We start from the raw sequence: 17,688 nt of genomic DNA, 5'->3' as shown, positions 1-17,688 counted from the left end.
ATACCCTCACACCCTCGTGTCGTGCATTCCCGCGCCATTGCCCGTATCTTGCGCCCATGAAAAATCTCATCCCCCTCCTCTTTCTAACCGCGATGCCTGCCTCCGCCGATCCGGCCCAAGTCCAAGATGTCACCGCCGCCCAAAGCCCCTCCGGTTGGCGCTTCGACGTGACCCTGTCCCATGCGGACACCGGGTGGGAGGATTACGCCGACGGCTGGCGCGTGGAACTGGCGGACGGGACGATCATCGGTGACCGCCCTCTCACTCATCCCCATGTGGAGGAACAACCCTTCACCCGCTCCACCTCCGGCGTGCCCATCCCAGAAGACACTACCCAAGTCTTCATCCGCACACGCACGACCACCGACGGCTGGTCTGACACGACAACCCCCTACACCCTGCCGCGCTGACCCGCTCACAAAGCCGCGCAACATCGCTCAAACACGCCGCCCTCCCAACTTCACCTTTTCACAAATATCGAAACCTACCCTCTCCTCAAACGCATCGCCTGCGTTCACCGAAAAGGGGGGAGCGCGAGGGGGGCTTCCCCCCTCGCCACCGTCCCTCGCGCATACAGCGCGGGGACCCCAGCTAGCCCTGGTAAAGTCGCACCCTACTGCCGCCCTTCGCGCAGCCAGCCTGCCAAAATCAATCCGGCCGCCAGCAGCAAGAATATCCACGTGCGGATGAAGGGTGTCACCGTCAAATCGGTGGTCACATAGGCCTCTCTCGTGGTCAGCCCCAACCAGCCGCGCCCGTGGGCATTTCGGCCCTCCAATACCCGGCGCAGGTCAGGCAAGCCCTCCTCCAGCCGGACCGCTCGCCCGCCCGTTGCCGCCAAAAGCGGCTCCAGTTGTTCCGCCCCGGCAATCGTCACTTCGAACTCTCGAGGGGCAGCCGGGCCAAGCGCGATGACGCGCTCCATATCGCCTTCCACCAAGCGGTAGAGGCCCTGTTCCTCTCCCTCAATCTCTGCCGAGAACGCGCCCGGTGCGCTTTCTTCCAAAAACACTTCCAACTGCTCGCCGTCCGGTGTTGTCACAATGACCGCGCCCGCTTGATCCGCCAGCGTCCGCCGGGTGATCGTGATGGTCTGGCCATCCACATCGGCCACCAGCGCCTCTTCTTCCAGGTCCGGCTCGCCCATCATCCAATGGGCCAATCGGCGCAGCAATTCCAATTGCGGGCCGCCGCCTTCATAACCGCGATCCCAAAGCCATGCGTGGTCCGAGGCCAGCAGCGCCACGCGCCCTTGCCCCACGCGGTCCAGCATCAGAAGCGGCGCGCCATTGGCGCCCTCCATCACCGTTTGCCCGCCTTGTTCCGTCAGCTCAATCTGCCGCAGCCACCGCCCCCAAGGAGCCTCGCTTTCCGGCAAAGGCGTATGGTCGCCCTCCAGGCCCGTCGTCACCGGATGCCGGGCCCCCAATTCGCTGATCGTGGGGAGATAGGGCTGCTCGATCACCCGCGCTGTGGGGCGACCCGGCAAGATATCCGCCAAGGGTGTCCGGTAGAGAGAGGACGCCCCCGCAAAGTCCGGCCCCGCCGCCACCAGCAAAGCGCCGCCGTCTTCCACGTAGCGGCGAATGTTGTCGATGTAGACCATCGGCAGAATGCCACGGCGCTGATAGCGATCGAAAATAATCAGGTCGAAATCATCGACCCGTTCCATGAACAATTCCCTTGTGGGGAAGGCGATCAAGGACAACTCGCTGACCGGCACACCGTCTTGGCGGTCGGGCGGGCGCAGAATGGTGAAATGCACCAAATCAACCGACGGATCGGACTTCAACAGGTTACGCCATGTGCGCTGGCCGGGGTGCGGCTCTCCGCTGACCAGAAGCACTCGCAAACGGTCGCGGATACCGTTGATCTGCACCACGGCGGCGTTATTGCGCGTTGTAAGTTCGCCTTGGGCTTCCGGCACGGTGAACTGGATCACGTTTTGGCCCGCGTGCTCCAATGTCAGAGGCAGTTCCAGGCTTTCGCCCACGGGCACCGTATAGGTCTGCGGCGTCCCACCATCCACCGCGATCACGATTTGCGAGCGTCCTTCCAGACCTGCGGGGACTGCCCCTTGATCCTCCAGACGGATCGTCAGCAATAACTCTTCGCCGATGATCCCGAAAGCGGGCGCGGTTTCCACCACAAGGCGGCGATCCCAGTCACTTTCACGCCCGGTAATCAGGGCATGGATCGGCGCGGGCATGTCGGGCACCAGCTCAGGGTCATGCAAACGCCCGTCCGTTATCAGCAATGCCCCCGCAATCCTTGCGCGCGGCTCCTCCGCCATCAGGCGCTGTAGCTCGGACATCAGCAACGTGCCCGCGTTATCGTCAGCGTCGCCCACGCGGGCGATCCGTGTCTCCATCCCCAGCGCCGCGACTTCGGCCTCCAACGCTGCCAGCGCCTCGGCCGTTTGGGCGGGACGGTCCGCGATGCGCTGGCTGGCGCTTTCGTCCACAACCAGAAGAACGATATCGGACAGCGGCTCTCGCTCCTCCGACTGCAACGACGGGTTTATCAGGGCAAGCAACAACACCGCCGCCGCCAGCAAGCGGTAGGGCCAACCTGCCAAGCCGCGCCAGATGGACAGCGCAAGGATCACCAACACCGCGACACCCAAGCCGTAGATCACGGGCCACGCCAAATGCGGATCAAAAAGGATCTGGTTCGCCATCATTGCCCCAATCGGTCAAGCAGAGCAGGCACATGCACCTGATCGGATTTGTAGTTGCCACTGAGCACATGCATCACAAGGTTCACACCGAACCGCAGCGCAATCTCGCGCTGGCGCTCTCCGGCTTGACCTCGCCCAACCGGGTACAGCGGCCGCCCCCGTTCATCCTGTGCCCAAGCCGCGGCCCAATCGTTGCCGCCGATCAGAACCGGCGTGACGCCGTCGTTCAGGTTGCGAAACGGCATCCCCTCAATTTGTTCCACGTCGGCGGGCGCGGCCTCCACCCAAACGTCACGCGACAGATGACGCCCGGGGAAGTCTTGCAGCAGATAAAACGTGCGCGTAAGGACGTGATCCTCGGGGATCGGTTCCAGTAGCGGGATATCCAGAGGTGCCGCAATCACCTGCAAGCGCCGCCCTTCCGGCGTGCCCGAGCCGAAGCCCCCCACATGGGCGTCGCGCGTATCAAACACGATCATCCCGCCGCCGCGCAGATAGTCGTTCAAGCGACGGTAAGCGTTAGCCGAGGGGATATCCTGACCCGGTGTGATCGGCCAATAGATCATCGGGAAGAAGGCCAGTTCGTCGGTTTCCAGGTTCACCCCGATGGGCGGCGCAGGCTCGACCGAAGTGCGTTGGTATAGCGTGTTCGACAGGCCCTGAAGCCCCGCACGGGATGTCTCGTCCACGCTTTCGTCACCGGTCAGCACATAGGCCAAAGTCGCCTCCGACGTGGCCAGAAGCGCCAGTTCCTCCGCCGGGGTCATCTGTGCGTCCGCCTGTGGGGCAAGCAACATCGACGCGGCGAGAACGGCCACGCCCTGCGTGAGCCGGCCGAGCCGTCCCGCCAGCCAAAGCGCCGCGATGGCATCGAGCAACAGCAAAGCCAAGGCGCCCGTCAGGAACGCCGCCATCAGGTCCGTGGGCGCCGTGACCGACATGCCTTCCACCGGCACATCGGCGGGCCATTGCGCGGCTGCCAACGCCGTGTCCTGCGCCATCACGTTGCGGGCCAAGCGGCGGTCCTCTCCGGAATAGAGGCCCGGCAAAACCTCGGCCGACAGGGGATCTGTTGCCAGCTCCTCCCCCGCCACACCGGGGCGCGTGCCCGCATCGCGCAAGACGCCGAAGCCGTCCAACACCTCTTCCGGGGTCCAGATCGTGCCCTCTAAATCCGCCGCTTCCGGGGCCACGGGGCGGGTGGAAATCGCCAAGCGTTCCAGCATTTGCACAAACAGGCCAGACAGCGGCAACGTGGACCATTCCGCATTGGCCGTGACGTGGAACAAGATCACCGATCCTTGGCCAAGGTTGGCCCGCGTGACCAATGGTGTCCCGTCTGAAAGCGATGCAATCGTGCGGTCCCCAAGGGTTGGGTCCGGCTGCGCCACCACTTGGCTGGTCACCTGCACATCGCTCGGGATCGCCAGCCCGAAAAACGGAGAGCCTTCTTCAAACGGGCGCAGTTCCTTGGGTTCGCCCCATGACATCGCGCCGCCCACGGTGCGCCCGCCAACCCGCAAACGCACCGGCATCAACGGCCCCGCCTCGTCCCGCGCAATGTCTGATCCGGCAAGACGCGGCCCGGCGAAACGCACCAACAGCCCGCCGTTCCGGACCCAAGCTATCAGCCCCGCATCTTCCTCGGGCGAAAGGGTCGCGATATCGGCCAACATGATGACATCAGGGCTCGCCAAAAGGACATCAGACAAAGCACCTTCCATCAGATCGGCTGTCGGCTCCAAGGCTTGGCGCAGATAATGCAGCGGTGACAAGAGGGCTTGTTGTTCATCATCCGCGCCCGCCGCGATCAGGGCCACTTGGCGCCGTTGCAGTGCATCGTCTGTCAGGGCGACCGCGCCCGCGTGGCGTTCGCCCGACAATTCAAACCGGGTGATCCGGTTGCGCAACTCGGGCGGCAGGTCAAATTCCACCTGTGCCACCATCTCGCCCGCATCAAAAGTGGCCACCGCCTGCGCCAAGTCACGGGGCAGGCCCGCAGGGTCCAACCCATGGGCCACCACGGTCACGTCACGCGGCGTGTCCGAGCCAAGGCGCGAAAGGTCACCGCGCACCATGCCGTCTTCGAACCGGGGCGGCGACAAGGCGATCAAATCGCGATCCCCTTGGAATACCGACAAAGCACCCAAATCAGAAAGCGCATTGGCCAGCGTATCGCGGCCTTCATGGGCCACCCCGTCCGAGAACCAGAACACCTCTGCCGGGCCTTCCAACGCGGCTGCCCATTCCGCAGCGGCGGCCATATCTGGGGCAAAAGGCGCGGGCGTCAGGGTCGGCACACGGGGGGCCCAAGCATTAGCCGCTTGGAACGACGGGGCAGTTGCGGGCAAATCGGTAAGCTGCACAACTGCCACCTCCCGGCCCCGGCGGGCGGCATCATCCAACAACAGCTCTGCCCGAGACAGCCGCGCGGGCCAGTCGCGGGCCGACGCCCAAGAACTATCCATAACGATCAAAAGCGGGCCATCGCCCGCCACGCGGTCCTCTGCCGGGTTCAGGACCGGCCCGGCAAAGCCGATAATCGCCGCAGCCACCGCAGCCATACGCAACAGCAACAGCCACCAAGGCGTCTTGTCTGTCTGGCTTTCGTCGTCCGATAGCCCCAACAACAGGGCAATTCCCGGAAATCGGCGTTTTATCGGCGCGGGAGGCACGGCCCGCAAAAGCCACCACAAAAGCGGCAGGGCAACAAGCGCCAGCAATAGCAGTGGAGAGGCAAAGGCGAGCGGACCAATCATCAACGGCGCTCCAACGTTTGGTACAGCCACAACAGCGCCGGTTCTGCGGGCGCATCAGTGTGGTGAACATGAAAGTGCCACCCGGTTCGGCGAGTCATCTCGCGCAGGGCATCTTTGCGGGCCGCAAGGCGGGAAAGGTATTCTTCCCGCAGCGATTTGGCTTTCAAGGTCTCAAACCGGATTGCCCCGGACATGCTTTCAAACAAGGTGCGCCCGTCGAAGGGAAACGCCTCTTCCACCGGATCAAGCACCTGCACCAACGCGCCTTTTACGCCCCGATCAGCGGCGCGACCAAGGACCGTTTCAATCGCCGCCGGATCACCAAGGAAATCGCTGAAGAACACCGCGCGCGCGCCCGCTGGCATCACTTGCGGCTTGGGGGCGCCGTATTCGGGCCGCTCCCCGCCATCCATCATCGCGTCGGCAATCCGCAGCAATTGCGCCTGCCCGCCGCGGGGCGGCTCTGCCAGATGGGTCAGTCCCACCCTCTCTCCACCACGCACGGCGATCACGGCCAACGCCATGGCCAAGGTCTGCGCCCGCCGTAGTTTCGAGGGCCGCGCCTTGCTGCCCGAATAAGTCATCGAGGCCGCATCATCGACGCCAATCATCACCGATTGCGCCGCCTGCCATTCCGTTTGCCGCAGGAAATGACCATCGGACCGGGCAGAGCGTCGCCAGTCGATCGACCGATAGCTATCGCCCATTTCAGCCGGGCGATACTGCCAGAACTCGTCCCCCGTGCCCGCGCGTTTGCGGCCGTGCACCCCCAACAATACCGTCGCCGCCAATTGCTGCGCATCCGCCATCAACGGCGGAAGGGAGGCCGCAACCGCCTCGGACCGCGACCGCAGGCTGTCAGGCGTATGGAGGGTGAGTTCGCTCAAGCCGCCGCCTCGATCCGCGTCACGCGGGCGGTGACTTCGTCGATAACCTGCTCCAACACCGCGCCCTCGGCACGGGCCGCAAAGGACAGCGCCATCCGGTGGCCCAACACGGGCCGCGCAAGCGCTGCGATATCTTCCACCGACGGCGCAAGCCGCCCATCCAGCAACGCCCTTGCCCGTGCCGTCAACATCAGCGCCTGCGCCGCGCGGGGGCCGGGGCCCCAAGCCACGGCGTTTTTCACCACATCAGGGGCGTCAGGCTCGGACGGACGGCAGGCGCGCACCAGATCAAGGATCATCTCCACCACGGTTTCGCCCACCGGCATCTGCCGCACGACGCGCTGCGCGGCGATCAACTCTTGCGGGGTAAACACCTCAGACACCGAGGATTCCTCGGTCCCCGTGGTGGCAATTAGAATGCTACGCTCGGTATCTCTATCGGGGTAAGGCACGTCGATCTTCACAAGGAAGCGGTCCAACTGCGCTTCGGGAAGGGGGTATGTCCCCTCCTGCTCAATCGGGTTTTGGGTGGCCAAAACATGGAACGGCGCAGGCAGCGGGCGGTGTTCGCCTGCAATCGTCACCTCTTGCTCCTGCATCGCTTGCAGCAGCGCCGATTGCGTTCGGGGAGAGGCGCGGTTGATCTCATCCGCCATCAACAGCTGGCAAAAAACAGGCCCTTCGATGAAGCGGAAGTTGCGCGAGCCATCGTCAGCGGTTTCCAACACCTCCGAGCCCAGAATATCCGCCGGCATCAGGTCCGGCGTGAATTGCACCCGGTTGGCCGACAGCCCCATAACCGTAGAGAGCGTGTCCACCAGCAATGTCTTGCCAAGCCCCGGCAAGCCCATCAACAGCGCATGCCCGCCCGACAACATCGCCGCCAAAGCCAGTTCTACAACCTCTTCTTGGCCGATAATCCGCCCCGCGATCGAGGCCTTCGCCTCTCCCAATTTCGCGCCTAAGGCTTCAATCTCGGCAACAAGGGTTTCGGTCTCAGCCATGGAAATGCTCCGCTTGGGTGATAAATATAGGTCCAACAGGTAACAGACCTATTCCGCTGACCACAAATGGCAAAAAGCGATAGCGGACAAATCATCGTGACTATCGCCCCGATTGCCCGTTTTATCGCGCCCGACGCCCATGGGAGGACACGAACGCCATGACACCCGCGACCGATCAATTGCTCAAAGCCGCTCAAGACGCCGCAAAACAGGGCAAACTGCCCCCCGTTCACCTGTGGAACCCCGATTTCTGCGGCGATCTGGATATGGAGATTCGCCGCGACGGGACGTGGTTCTATGAAGGCACGCCCATTGGCCGAAAACCGCTGGTGCGGCTGTTTTCAACGATCCTGAAGCTAGAGGACGGGAAGTATTTCCTCGTCACCCCGGTGGAAAAGGTCGGCATCCGCGTCGTCGATGCGCCTTTTGTTGCGGTGGATATCGAACAGACCGCAGAGGGCATCACCTTCACCACCAACGTGGGCGACACGGTCACTGCCGGGGAAGGCCATGCGATCCGGGTCGAGCGTGATGCGGACGGAGAGCCCTCCCCCTACGTCCACATCCGCGCCGGGCTCGATGCGCTGATCGACCGCAAAAGCTTCTACCGCCTCGTGGATATGGGCGAGGCACACACGATGGACGGCACCGATATGTTCGGCGTCTGGTCGCGGGATACCTTCTTTCCGATCATCCCCGTGGCCGAGCTCGATCTCTAAGATTGCATCAACAGGCGCTGATTCCACCACAGCAGATAGACTAACGCGGCCATCAAGATGCCCTGCAACGCCCATAGAACCGGCGCCGTGCTGACGCCCCACTGGCTGGCCTCTCCGAACACCTCGATTGCCTGAAACACCATCGCGCCCACTGCTGCAACAATGGCCGCGAACCGCAAAACCATAGGTGCGCGTTGAATACTGCACCCCGCCGCAATTCCCGCGAACACCGCGACAGCGACCTGCACGTCAATGCGCTCCCCCCTCATGCCCATCAGCGCCAGCGGGCCAAAGACGCCCAAAACAAACACCGCCAAACGGGCATGGGGCAGCAAGGCTAGAAATCGATCCATGCCCCTTTCTCGCTCAATCCCTCCCTTCAGACAACGGCCCTGACACACTCCTGACAGAACGCTGTCAGGAGGTGGGTGCTAGATCCGTTTCATCAACATATGAAGCCAAGGAAACACATCATGTCTGACACCGCTCAAAACTCTGCCTGCTGGTTCGAAATCGCCGTTAGCGATCTGGACGCCGCCAAAGCCTTCTATGGTGCCGTGCTCCAGCAAACCCTCACCACCGACAACACGGGCCCAAACCCGACCGCCATGCTCCCCTTTAACGACGACACCCCCGGCATCGGCGGGCACCTCTACCCCGGCAAGCCCTCCCGTGATGGCGCCACGATCCACCTCATCGTCTCCGATAGCCTCGATGCCGCCCGTGAACGCGTCATCTCTGCCGGCGGCACGGTCGAAAGCCCCGATGTGCAAATTCCTCCGGGTCAATTCTTCTACGCCCGCGACCTCGATGGGAATTCCATCGGCCTGTTCAAAGCCAATGCCTAACCCGCCAACAATGCGCGCTTGGCTTTCTGCCGGGCGCGTTCCCCCCTTCATCTTGGCAAATACAACTCATGCGCCGTCCTCTCCCCCGATCCGACATCGGATGTAGGTCTCCCACCATCCCCCCGCTTCCCCTCCTCGCCAAGCAAAGGTACCCTGCCCCATGCGCCGAGCAGATCGCCTCTTCCGCCTTATCGACCGCTTGCGCCTCGGCAAGCTGACCACCGCGCGTGCCTTGGCCGACGCGATGGAGGTATCGGAACGCACGATCTACCGCGACATCGCCCACCTCCAAGGCTCCGGCGTGCCGATAGATGGCGAAGCAGGCGTAGGCTACATGATGCGCGACGGCTACAACCTGCCGCCACTCATGTTCACCGAAGAAGAGATCGTCGCCCTAAGCGTCGGTGCCCGGATGCTGCAAACTTGGGGCGGCACCTCGATGGCCCGTGGGGCCGACAGCGCCTTGGACAAGATCACCGCCGTCCTGCCCGACACCACCCGGACCCGCGCCGAGCGTCTAAGGTTTGAAGCTTGGACAACCAACCCGCTCGACGCCAAAACCCGCGCCACCATCGACACAGTGGAGGCCGCCATCCAAGCGCCCGAGCGCCTTTCGATCGACTATCGTGACGACAAGGGCGTACCGACCGAGCGTATCCTGCGCCCTCTTGGCCTTTGGTTCTGGGGCTCTGTCTGGACCCTCGTGGCATGGTGCGAACTGCGCGAGGCGTACCGTATGTTCCGCCTCGACCGCATCGTGCAGGCCCGTAGCCTTGGGCCATATGTTCCCCAACCGCACCAAAGCCTCGACCATTTTTACGAGACTGAATTCGACCGCAGGGATCGCCGGATCGACCGTTCCGGGCCATCACAAAGCGCCGCTCCGCGTCGACCCAAAAGCGGCGATTAAGGCCGCCCCCCTTGCAGGCCCGTCCTGCCAACCGCAATACTCTCCCCACCATTGGGAGGTGGCAGAATGCTGGACGTGGCGCAGTTCGATATCAACCAAATTGACGCGGCTTTCATTGAAAGCCCCTACGCAACCCTCGCCGCCCTGCGCCAATCCGCGCCGGTGCATCTCAACGCTGATGGCTCCGTCTTTTTGACCCGCCATGATGATTGCCTCGCCACCTACCGGTCCCGCGATATGCTATCGGACAAGACCGAAGCTTTCGGCAAGAAATTCGGCGAATGCCCGTTGAAAGAGCATCACACGACCTCTCTCGTGTTCAACGACCCGCCCGATCATACGGCAGTACGCAAGCTGATCTCGGGCGCATTCACCCCACGCAAATTACAAGAGATGGACCGCGCGGTGGAACGGATCGTCGCCCGCCTGCTGGACCGTGTCGAAGACCTCGGCGAATTGGATCTCATCGCTGATTTCGCCATGATGCTCCCGACTGAGATCATCTCGATCATGCTCGGCGTGCCGGAAGCCTACCGGGCAGAGCTGCGCGGCTATTCAACCGCCATTCTCGGCGCGTTGGACCCGGTCGTATCGCCGCAACAGATGGATGCAGGCAACCGCGCCGTGGAGGAGTTCGGCGCAGTCCTGAATGACCTTATCAACCATCGTCGCGACAACCCCGACGCCGGTGCGGAAGGCGAAGTACTGGAGGCGCTGATTTTTGGGGAACACAATGGCCGCAAGCTGACGCAACAGGAGTTGGTCCAGAACTGTATCTTCCTGCTTAACGCGGGCCACGAGACGACGACCTCTTTTGTGGGGAACTCTGTCGATCTGCTACTGGAAAACCCGAACGAACACCGGCGCTTGCGTGATGATCCCACCCTGATCGGCACCGCGCTTGAGGAAATCCTGCGCATGGAAAGCCCCCTGCAAATCGGCAACCGCTTGGCGGGCGAAGATATTAACCTGCCCTCAGGTTCGCTGATCCCCAAGGGCACATATATCCACACGTCAATTGCCGGGGCGAACCGTGACCCCGAGGTCTTTGCAGACCCCGACCGCTTCGACATCGCCCGCAAGCCTAACCCCCATATCGCCTTTATCACCGGCATCCACGTCTGCCTTGGCGCGTCACTCGCGCGGATGGAGGGGCGGATCGCCGTGGGTGGATTGATTGAACGTTTCCCGAAACTCGCCCGTACCGGCACGGGGGAGCGTCTGGGGCTTGCACGCTTTCGCGGCTGGTCATCCTTGCCCGTCAAAGTCCGCTAGCCCTTTAAAGCGGCGCGGCAGACCTAGCTACCGCACCTAAGGCTTCAGCCAACTCGCAAGACAACGGCCATGGCGGAATCCCCCGCCGCACAGCCTTGGAACAGTCCTGTTCCTCCGCCGCGCATGCTCAATTCCTCGATCATCTCGATCATCGCGCGCAGGCCCGTTGGTCCCTGCGGGTGGCCCCAGATCAGGGAGCTGCCGAAGTTGTTCATGCCGCGCCAATCGATCCCATAGGCCCGGGCGAACGCGATGTCATTCACCGCGAAAGGGTTATGAGATTTGATCGTGTCGACCCCATCAATGCTTATCCCCGCCCGCGCCATGGCCATGGCCGCCGCCTTGATCGGCGCGGCGGGCATGTAGCCCTTTTCTTCGCGGCCCTGCCCCACGGCCAGGATCTCGACAATCGGGCCCGAGCTGATTTCCTGCGCCCGCTCCCGCTCCGCCACCACAACCATGCCAGCATTGCCATCGGCAGGGTGGGTTTGCCCGGCAAAAGTGATTGTGCCGTCAGCCATCACGGGCCGCAGACGGGCCAGCTTTTCCGGGTCCGTCGGCTCTACGCCTTCATCGGTTTCCAGCGTGGCGACGGTCTTGCGGAACCGCGCGTCCGGCACTTCCAGAACCGGCATATAGCGGCGTTGGAAGGCACGGTCGTCGGCCAATGCATCGTCGTATTGCCCACGCCGCGTCACCACCAGATCGTGCTGTTCTTCCGTGCTGATCCCTTCGCGTGCTGCGACGTTCTCTCCGGTTTGGAGCATGCCGTTCCGCGCCCAGGGGTCATGGCCAAAGCTATCCAGAACCAGATTCTCGGACGTGCCGGTGCCGCCCGTCCCTTGGGGGGCGGGGTAATAGACATGGGCCCCGTTGGAGGTTCGGTCACCGGACACCAACAACGCCTGTTTCGCCCCTTGCAGGCATTCGCCCACCGCCGTGGACAGCAACCGTGCACCCGTCGCGCAGGCCTGTGACACCATCGGCGCGGCCAAACCTTCGGCCCCTGCCATCGCCGTGAACCACGGTCCGCCATAGAAACTTCCCGGCTGCAAGACAGTCTGCCCGAAGGCGGCGAAGTCAAATGTGTCGGGCGTCAGGTTCATCCGGCCCAACTCGGACCGACACACATGAGCGGCAAACTCGACCGAGTTCAAATGCGCCAGCGTTCCTTGCCAGCGGGCGAATGGAGTGGACCAATAGGCACCGTATGGAATGAAGGCCATCAGCTATCTCCCAACACGACGACGCCCGGACCACCTTGATAAAGGCGCTCAATCAAATCCGCGCGGCGTGATTTCAGTTTCGCGAAGTTCAGGTTGCCTTTCGCGGTAATCTCTCCATCCGCGATGTTGGGCGGCTCGGCCATTACCAAGACCCGTTTGATCTGCCCGGCAGAGCCGCCGGACCAGCCGCGCAACCCAGCGAAATCTGCATCGGTCAACAGTGCGCCAGCTTTTTCAACGGCACTTTCGCGGAGCCCTTGAGTCGGCACGATCAACGCGCCGACTTCGCCGTGCCCCTCGCCCACAAGGACAACATCCTGCGCGATGCCTTTCAGCGCCTCCAGAACCTTCAGGCGCAGCACACCTGCACGGACCCATGTGCCCGTGACCAGCTTGAATTCTTCCCCGATGCGGCCGTCGAACTTCAGCCCTTGGTTCATGTCATCAGGGTCCACAAAGGCCATCGCATCGCCGGTCCTGAAGTAGCCTTCCTCGTCAAATGCATCGGCGGTTTTCTGGGCATCTCCGAGGTAGCCGTTGAAGATCGACGGGCCTTTCACGCGGACCTCATATCGGTCGTCTACGGGGATCAGTTTCACATCGACCCCCGGCAACGGCACACCCACCACGCCAGAGCGTTTGGTCGGTTCATGCTGAAGCAATGCCGCAGGCGCGGTTTCGGTCAGCCCCCAGGAAGAGGTGAACAGAGGCAGGTCGCCGCGCACGTCCAGCGCCATGGTTTCCAAGTCGCTCCACACATCTTGCGGCAGGGAAGCCCCCGCGTAGAACAGCATGTCGAGGTCCTCGAAGAACGCCTTGGCAAAGCCCGGGTCATCCTTCATCGCGTCGCGTAGTGCGGCGAAGCCCACGGGGACGTTAAAGCTGATCGTGCCCTGTTTCAGGCGGTTGTTCTCGACCGTTTTGCCGATCAGCGCAGGCACCGGTTTGCCGCCGTCGATATACATGGTGCCGCCGTTGGCCAGCACGATGTTGAAGTTATGAGAGCCGCCAAAGACATGGTTCCAAGGCAGCCAATCCACCAGCACAGGGGGGCGGCTTTTCAGGAACGGCAGGCCCATCGCGATTTGCGCTTGGTTCACGCACATCATCCGGTGGGTGGTCTTCACCCCCTTCGGGGCCGAGGTGCTGCCGCTGGTCATCAGGATCTTGGCGACCGTATCGGGGCCGACGGAAACGCCGCGCAGATCGCCGCCGCGTTGCGATAGGGCATCCAACGTCAGGCCAGGCCCTGTCGCCATCAGCTGTTGCACGCCACGCAGGCTATCGCGGGCAAACACATCGGCTAGCGCCGCGCCATCATCGGCGAAGACAGCCCCCGGCTGGATGAGCGAGGCGATGTAGTCAATCTGCCCCCGCGCCGCGGGAATGGCGGCATATTGCTCGGCCACGGGGACGATTGGGGCCCCGGCATACTGGCACGCCAAAGCAAGCAAGCCATGGGCGACGGAGTTACCTGTAATCACCATGACTGGGCGGTCTGGTCCCACGCCGATATCCAGCAATCCAACGGCAATAGCCCGGGCCGTGTCGCGCGCTTCGCGGTAGCTAACTTCACGCCAGCCGTCGCCCGAACGTTCCGCCAGAAACACCGTGTTCGGCGTCGCAACGGCCCAATGCTCCAACCAATCGGTGGTGCGTTCAGCGATTTCTCCAAGTTCAGCTCGGGCACGCAAAACCACCGTGCCATCGGTCCGATCTTCTCGGATCACGTCATGTGGTTGATACTTGTTCAACATCTCGGCCCTCCCAAGCCTCTGCGCCATTGTCCTCCACGCGGCGCAACGCAGCGATCAATGCCGCGCGTTCATCTGCTGACATGCCTTTGGTCAAATGCTCGTCAAAGGCCCGCAAGCTCTCGCCTGCGGCTGCGATCTTCTCGATCCCAGCAGTGGTTGCCGTAAGGCGGTACGCGCGGCGGTCATTTGCATCTCGGGCCCGCGTAATCAGGCCCGGCTTTTGTAACTCGTCCAGAATTTGCACCAGATTGGGCCGCTCAATCGCCAGAACTGCCGCCAGATCGGATTGCTTGATCCCCTCATTTTGCGCGATCACGGACAGGGCGGAAAATGTCGTGCGGCGCAGCCCGAAGGGCTTCAGCACCTTACCCACGCCGACCAAAAGGGCCGAGTTCGCGCGCTTCACATTGTAGCCCACCAACCCGCGCAGACTCGTGTCACAGGGCTTCATTCGAACTCCGGCACGCGCTTATCGAGGAACGCCCGAAAACCTTCCTTTGCATCGGGCGAGGTCTGCGCCATCGAGGTGCAGAGCGCTTCGGTGAAGAAGCCCTCTTCCGGGGACATTGCGTTGATCTTGGCGACACCATGAATGGCGAAATAGTTCGACATCCTCGCATTGCTGGCAATTTGCGCGGCCAGCTCTTGCGCCTTTGCCAACGGATCATCCACGACGTAGTGGCAAAGCCCCAAGGCCAAAGCTTCTTGCGCGCCATAGGTGCGGCCCGTCAGCATCATCTCGGTCAATCTGTCTGGCCCGATGATCTTGCCCACACGCACGGTTGCGCCACCGCCCACAAAGAAGCCGCGTTTGCCTTCAGGCAGCTGAAACCGCACATCGGGACCGGCCACGCGCACGTGGCAGGCGCTGGCAACTTCCAGCCCGCCACCGATCACCGCGCCGCGCATGGCGGTTACGACAGGCAAGCCGCCAAATTGCACCCGCTCCAACGCGCGGTGCCAGCCACGGGAATGGGCCATGCCCTCCGCCGGGTCACGGTCATGCTGCTCAGCCAGATCAAGACCGGCACAGAAGTGGTCCCCGGCCCCGGTCAGGATGGCGACACGCACGTCCTTCGGTGGAGTGTCGCAAAAGGCGGAAAGCTCGGCCAATAGCGCATCATTCATGGCGTTGCGCTTGTCGGGGCGGTTCAGGGTCAGCGTGGCAACGCGGCCCTCTATCGCGATATCGAGGCTCATTTCGGGGGCAACCGGGTTGCGCCGTCGAGGCGAATGACCTCGCCGTTCAGGTAGGGGTTCTCGACAATGCTGGCGACCAACTGGCCGAATTCAGCCGGATGCCCCAACCGCGCCGGAAACGGCACATTGGCCACAATCGCGGCGGTGGTTTCTTCCGGCAGGCTTTCCATCATCGGCGTATTGAACAACCCCGGCGCAATGGCGTTTACGCGGATACCGGGCCGGGCAAGTTCACGGGCCAAGGGCAGGCACATGCTGGCGATCGCTCCCTTGCTGGCAGCGTAGGCGGACTGTCCCACTTGCCCATCCTGGAACGCGGCAGAGGCGGTATTAATCACAACGCCCCGTTCGCCATCGTCTAAGGGCGGCAGGTCCATCATCGCCTGAACCGCGTAGGTCATCACGTTATAGGTGCCGATCAGGTTCACCTCGATCACCTTACGGAACAAATCGAGAGAGGTCTTCCCCTCGCGGCCCACGATCCGGGCAGCAAAGCCGATGCCCGCACAGTTCACGCAAATACGCGGCGCTTGCCCGAAACGCGCCATGGCGCTGGTGACAGCGGTGGCAGCTTGCTCTGCATCGGTGACGTCACACTGCTGAGAATAGCCGCCAATGTCTGCGGCCACTTCCCGCGCCCGGTCGCCGTTGAAATCGAGCACCGTCACGTCGCATCCCTGCGCCGCCAGATAGCGGGCTGTCGCCTCACCCAGGCCCGAGGCCCCACCCGTCACAATCGCTGATTGCCCGTCTAGTTTCATCACATACCTCCCCTGTGGCGTGACCGCCTTCGGCTTGAAAAGCGCTGGTTTCTTACTCCCGTCAGAAACCGTTATAATGTATAATCATCTACCAGGTGATAAAGATCAAGGTAATCATTGGGAATAGAACCAACAGAACCACCCGCAGCAGATCAGACGCCACAAAGAACATCACGGCCTTGTAGGTGTCCGTCATTTTGGTGGTCTTCTCCATCGCGTTGATTATGAACAAGTTCATCCCCACAGGTGGCGTGATAAGGCCCACCTCGACCACGATCAGCACAAGGATGCCGAACCAGATTGCCACCAGTTCCGAGTTGATCCGGTTGAGCGCACCGGCATTGACCCGACGCAATTCCAAAGCACGAGTCTGGTCGCGGACCAGTTCTTCCCCATTGGCGAGCGTCGTGAAGATGCTGTTGAGCATTCCATCGGCCATTTCGTAATGGCCTTGGATTGCGCCCATCGCTACTGTCTGGCCTGCATCCAATGTGCCGCCGCTGGCAAAGGCTTCTTGCAGACTGGAGACCATGCCCGAGGTTATATCCGGCACCGCCAGCATAGCCTCCACCGCGCGGGCAGAGTGCAGATCGACCATGGAGACAAAGCCGAAATCCAAGCCCTGCATCACCGGCCAGAAAATCGGGATGGTCAGCAAGATCATCGACAGGCTGTCCATGAAGCAACCAAGCACCAAATAGAAGATCAGGATCAAGACGAGGATCATGTAGGGCGAAAAGCCCGAGTCGCCGACCCATGCCGCGATGCCTTGGGGCACTTGTGTCAGGGCGAGGAAACCGTTGTAGAAGGCCGCGCCAAGGATGATGAAGAAGATCATCGCCGTAGCTCTTGCTGTGACGGTGAAGCTCTCGATCAAGGTCACGCGGGTCAGGCCGCCGTTGAACCAAGCGATCAACCCGGTGCCAAGCGCGCCTACGGCTGCGCCTTCGGTCGGGGTGAACCAACCTGCGTAAATACCGCCGACAACGGCGCCAAAGACAATGAGAACCGGCCAAATCTTGACCAGAGACGCAAAGCGTTCCGCGTAGGGAACCCGTGGCATGACACCGCCCCGCTCTGGGAAAAGCCGCACATAGATCGAGATCGCAAGGACATAGCCAAGCGCCGCAATGATGCCGGGAATGAAGGCCGCAAGGAACAGCTTGGCAATGTTCTGTTCAACCAAAATGGCGTAGATCACCAGTACGATTGAAGGCGGGATCAGGATGCCAAGGGTGCCGCCTGCTGCCAGAACGGCCGTCGAAAAACCGCCGTCATAGCCGTAGCGTCGCATCTCGGGCAGGGCCACCCGGCCCATTGTGGCCGCCGTAGCCAAGGACGATCCGCAGATCGCGCCAAAGCCCGCGCAAGCGCCAACCGCTGCCATCGCCACGCCGCCTTTGCGGTGGCCAAGCCAGCCCTCAGCCGCTTTGAACAAGGCTTGGGACATGCCCCCCAAAGTGGCGAAATGGCCCATCAGCAGGAACATCGGAATGATCGACAGCGAGTAGCTGGAGAACGTCGTGAAGGTTTCAGACTTCAGGCGACCAAACGGAACCTGCGTGCCGTCTGTCACAAGGATCAGGCCGATCAAGCCGGTGACAAACATCGACAGGCCAATCGGCACCCGAAGGAATATCATCGTGAGAAGCAGAGGGAATG

16 protein-coding genes are annotated in these 17,688 nt (G+C 62.3%); 5 read left to right on the top strand and 11 right to left on the bottom strand.

Features of this window, described 5'->3' with window-relative positions; all coding sequences use genetic code 11:
- The first annotated feature begins 56 nt into the window (after positions 1–56).
- Positions 57–410, top strand: a complete 354-nt coding sequence (locus tag K3728_03305; protein ID UWQ96285.1) for a hypothetical protein — start codon at positions 57–59, stop codon at positions 408–410.
- A gap of 203 nt (positions 411–613) precedes the next feature.
- Here the strand turns inward: K3728_03305 and K3728_03300 are convergent, their stop codons facing one another.
- Genes K3728_03300 through K3728_03285 form a run of 4 tightly spaced genes read right to left on the bottom strand, consistent with a single transcriptional unit; the run spans position 614 to position 7,330 of the window.
- Complete coding sequence (locus tag K3728_03300) at positions 614–2,680, bottom strand: hypothetical protein (GenBank protein ID UWQ97426.1); 2,067 nt, start codon at positions 2,678–2,680, stop codon at positions 614–616.
- Complete coding sequence (locus tag K3728_03295) at positions 2,680–5,439, bottom strand: DUF4159 domain-containing protein (GenBank protein ID UWQ96284.1); 2,760 nt, start codon at positions 5,437–5,439, stop codon at positions 2,680–2,682. Before K3728_03295 ends, K3728_03300 begins: the two co-directional genes overlap by 1 nt.
- The gene (locus K3728_03290) at positions 5,439–6,326 is read right to left on the bottom strand and encodes a DUF58 domain-containing protein (protein UWQ96283.1); all 888 of its coding nucleotides are present in this window, start codon (positions 6,324–6,326) and stop codon (positions 5,439–5,441) included. The genes K3728_03295 and K3728_03290 overlap by 1 nt, the downstream gene beginning before the upstream one ends.
- Entirely contained in the window at positions 6,323–7,330 is a 1,008-nt protein-coding gene (locus K3728_03285) for a MoxR family ATPase (GenBank protein UWQ96282.1), read from the bottom strand. Before K3728_03285 ends, K3728_03290 begins: the two co-directional genes overlap by 4 nt.
- 158 nt (positions 7,331–7,488) lie before the next feature.
- Here K3728_03285 and K3728_03280 point away from each other — a divergent pair, with 158 nt between their 5' ends.
- A complete protein-coding gene (locus tag K3728_03280) occupies positions 7,489–8,049 on the top strand; it encodes a DUF1285 domain-containing protein (GenBank protein UWQ96281.1) in 561 nt (186 codons plus the stop codon).
- Here the strand turns inward: K3728_03280 and K3728_03275 are convergent.
- The gene (locus K3728_03275) at positions 8,046–8,402 is read right to left on the bottom strand and encodes a hypothetical protein (protein UWQ96280.1); all 357 of its coding nucleotides are present in this window, start codon (positions 8,400–8,402) and stop codon (positions 8,046–8,048) included. The genes K3728_03280 and K3728_03275 overlap by 4 nt on opposite strands.
- 120 nt (positions 8,403–8,522) lie before the next feature.
- Here K3728_03275 and K3728_03270 point away from each other — a divergent pair, with 120 nt between their 5' ends.
- From K3728_03270 to K3728_03260, 3 genes are all read left to right on the top strand, one after another.
- Positions 8,523–8,897 (top strand): VOC family protein, encoded by a 375-nt coding sequence (locus K3728_03270; protein ID UWQ96279.1) that lies wholly within the window; start codon positions 8,523–8,525, stop codon positions 8,895–8,897.
- A 160-nt stretch (positions 8,898–9,057) separates the two neighbouring features.
- Positions 9,058–9,807, top strand: coding sequence for a YafY family transcriptional regulator (locus tag K3728_03265; GenBank protein ID UWQ96278.1), 750 nt, complete (start codon positions 9,058–9,060; stop codon positions 9,805–9,807).
- Between the two features lie 66 nt (positions 9,808–9,873).
- Positions 9,874–11,082 carry a cytochrome P450 gene (locus tag K3728_03260; protein ID UWQ96277.1) on the top strand — a complete coding sequence of 403 codons (1,209 nt, stop codon included), beginning with the start codon at positions 9,874–9,876 and terminating at the stop codon, positions 11,080–11,082.
- 44 nt (positions 11,083–11,126) lie between these two features.
- On the opposite strand, the gene K3728_03255 is transcribed toward K3728_03260, so the two are convergent.
- The 6 genes from K3728_03255 to K3728_03230 all read right to left on the bottom strand — a co-directional run bounded on the left by K3728_03255 (position 11,127) and on the right by K3728_03230 (position 17,668).
- Positions 11,127–12,308 (bottom strand): thiolase family protein, encoded by a 1,182-nt coding sequence (locus tag K3728_03255; protein ID UWQ96276.1) that lies wholly within the window; start codon positions 12,306–12,308, stop codon positions 11,127–11,129.
- Complete coding sequence (locus K3728_03250) at positions 12,308–14,065, bottom strand: feruloyl-CoA synthase (GenBank protein UWQ96275.1); 1,758 nt, start codon at positions 14,063–14,065, stop codon at positions 12,308–12,310. The genes K3728_03255 and K3728_03250 overlap by 1 nt, the downstream gene beginning before the upstream one ends.
- A complete protein-coding gene (locus tag K3728_03245; GenBank protein ID UWQ96274.1) occupies positions 14,040–14,516 on the bottom strand; it encodes a MarR family transcriptional regulator in 477 nt (158 codons plus the stop codon). Before K3728_03245 ends, K3728_03250 begins: the two co-directional genes overlap by 26 nt.
- The gene (locus tag K3728_03240) at positions 14,513–15,265 is read right to left on the bottom strand and encodes a crotonase/enoyl-CoA hydratase family protein (GenBank protein ID UWQ96273.1); all 753 of its coding nucleotides are present in this window, start codon (positions 15,263–15,265) and stop codon (positions 14,513–14,515) included. Before K3728_03240 ends, K3728_03245 begins: the two co-directional genes overlap by 4 nt.
- A complete protein-coding gene (locus tag K3728_03235) occupies positions 15,262–16,026 on the bottom strand; it encodes an SDR family NAD(P)-dependent oxidoreductase (protein UWQ96272.1) in 765 nt (254 codons plus the stop codon). The genes K3728_03240 and K3728_03235 overlap by 4 nt, the downstream gene beginning before the upstream one ends.
- A gap of 88 nt (positions 16,027–16,114) precedes the next feature.
- Positions 16,115–17,668, bottom strand: coding sequence for a TRAP transporter large permease (locus tag K3728_03230; protein UWQ97425.1), 1,554 nt, complete (start codon positions 17,666–17,668; stop codon positions 16,115–16,117).
- Positions 17,669–17,688: the final 20 nt, after the last annotated feature.

This window comes from Rhodobacteraceae bacterium M385 (assembly GCA_025141835.1).
In the GTDB taxonomy this organism is placed as follows: domain Bacteria; phylum Pseudomonadota; class Alphaproteobacteria; order Rhodobacterales; family Rhodobacteraceae; genus Gymnodinialimonas.
The sequence above is the reverse complement of the archived record's forward strand: the minus strand, read 5'-3'. Positions and strand labels throughout refer to the sequence as shown.

What these genes read in the sequence shown, in the direction of transcription:
- K3728_03230 (UWQ97425.1), bottom strand. Translation starts at nt 17,668, where the DNA reads ATGATATTCCTTCGGGTGCCGATTGGCCTGTCGATGTTTGTCACCGGC.
- K3728_03270 (UWQ96279.1), top strand. Translation starts at nt 8,523, where the DNA reads ATGTCTGACACCGCTCAAAACTCTGCCTGCTGGTTCGAAATCGCCGTT.
- K3728_03250 (UWQ96275.1), bottom strand. Translation starts at nt 14,065, where the DNA reads ATGTTGAACAAGTATCAACCACATGACGTGATCCGAGAAGATCGGACC.
- K3728_03240 (UWQ96273.1), bottom strand. Translation starts at nt 15,265, where the DNA reads ATGAGCCTCGATATCGCGATAGAGGGCCGCGTTGCCACGCTGACCCTG.
- K3728_03235 (UWQ96272.1), bottom strand. Translation starts at nt 16,026, where the DNA reads ATGAAACTAGACGGGCAATCAGCGATTGTGACGGGTGGGGCCTCGGGC.
- K3728_03255 (UWQ96276.1), bottom strand. Translation starts at nt 12,308, where the DNA reads ATGGCCTTCATTCCATACGGTGCCTATTGGTCCACTCCATTCGCCCGC.
- K3728_03265 (UWQ96278.1), top strand. Translation starts at nt 9,058, where the DNA reads ATGCGCCGAGCAGATCGCCTCTTCCGCCTTATCGACCGCTTGCGCCTC.
- K3728_03300 (UWQ97426.1), bottom strand. Translation starts at nt 2,680, where the DNA reads ATGGCGAACCAGATCCTTTTTGATCCGCATTTGGCGTGGCCCGTGATC.
- K3728_03245 (UWQ96274.1), bottom strand. Translation starts at nt 14,516, where the DNA reads ATGAAGCCCTGTGACACGAGTCTGCGCGGGTTGGTGGGCTACAATGTG.
- K3728_03275 (UWQ96280.1), bottom strand. Translation starts at nt 8,402, where the DNA reads ATGGATCGATTTCTAGCCTTGCTGCCCCATGCCCGTTTGGCGGTGTTT.
- K3728_03295 (UWQ96284.1), bottom strand. Translation starts at nt 5,439, where the DNA reads ATGATTGGTCCGCTCGCCTTTGCCTCTCCACTGCTATTGCTGGCGCTT.
- K3728_03305 (UWQ96285.1), top strand. Translation starts at nt 57, where the DNA reads ATGAAAAATCTCATCCCCCTCCTCTTTCTAACCGCGATGCCTGCCTCC.
- K3728_03285 (UWQ96282.1), bottom strand. Translation starts at nt 7,330, where the DNA reads ATGGCTGAGACCGAAACCCTTGTTGCCGAGATTGAAGCCTTAGGCGCG.
- K3728_03260 (UWQ96277.1), top strand. Translation starts at nt 9,874, where the DNA reads ATGCTGGACGTGGCGCAGTTCGATATCAACCAAATTGACGCGGCTTTC.
- K3728_03280 (UWQ96281.1), top strand. Translation starts at nt 7,489, where the DNA reads ATGACACCCGCGACCGATCAATTGCTCAAAGCCGCTCAAGACGCCGCA.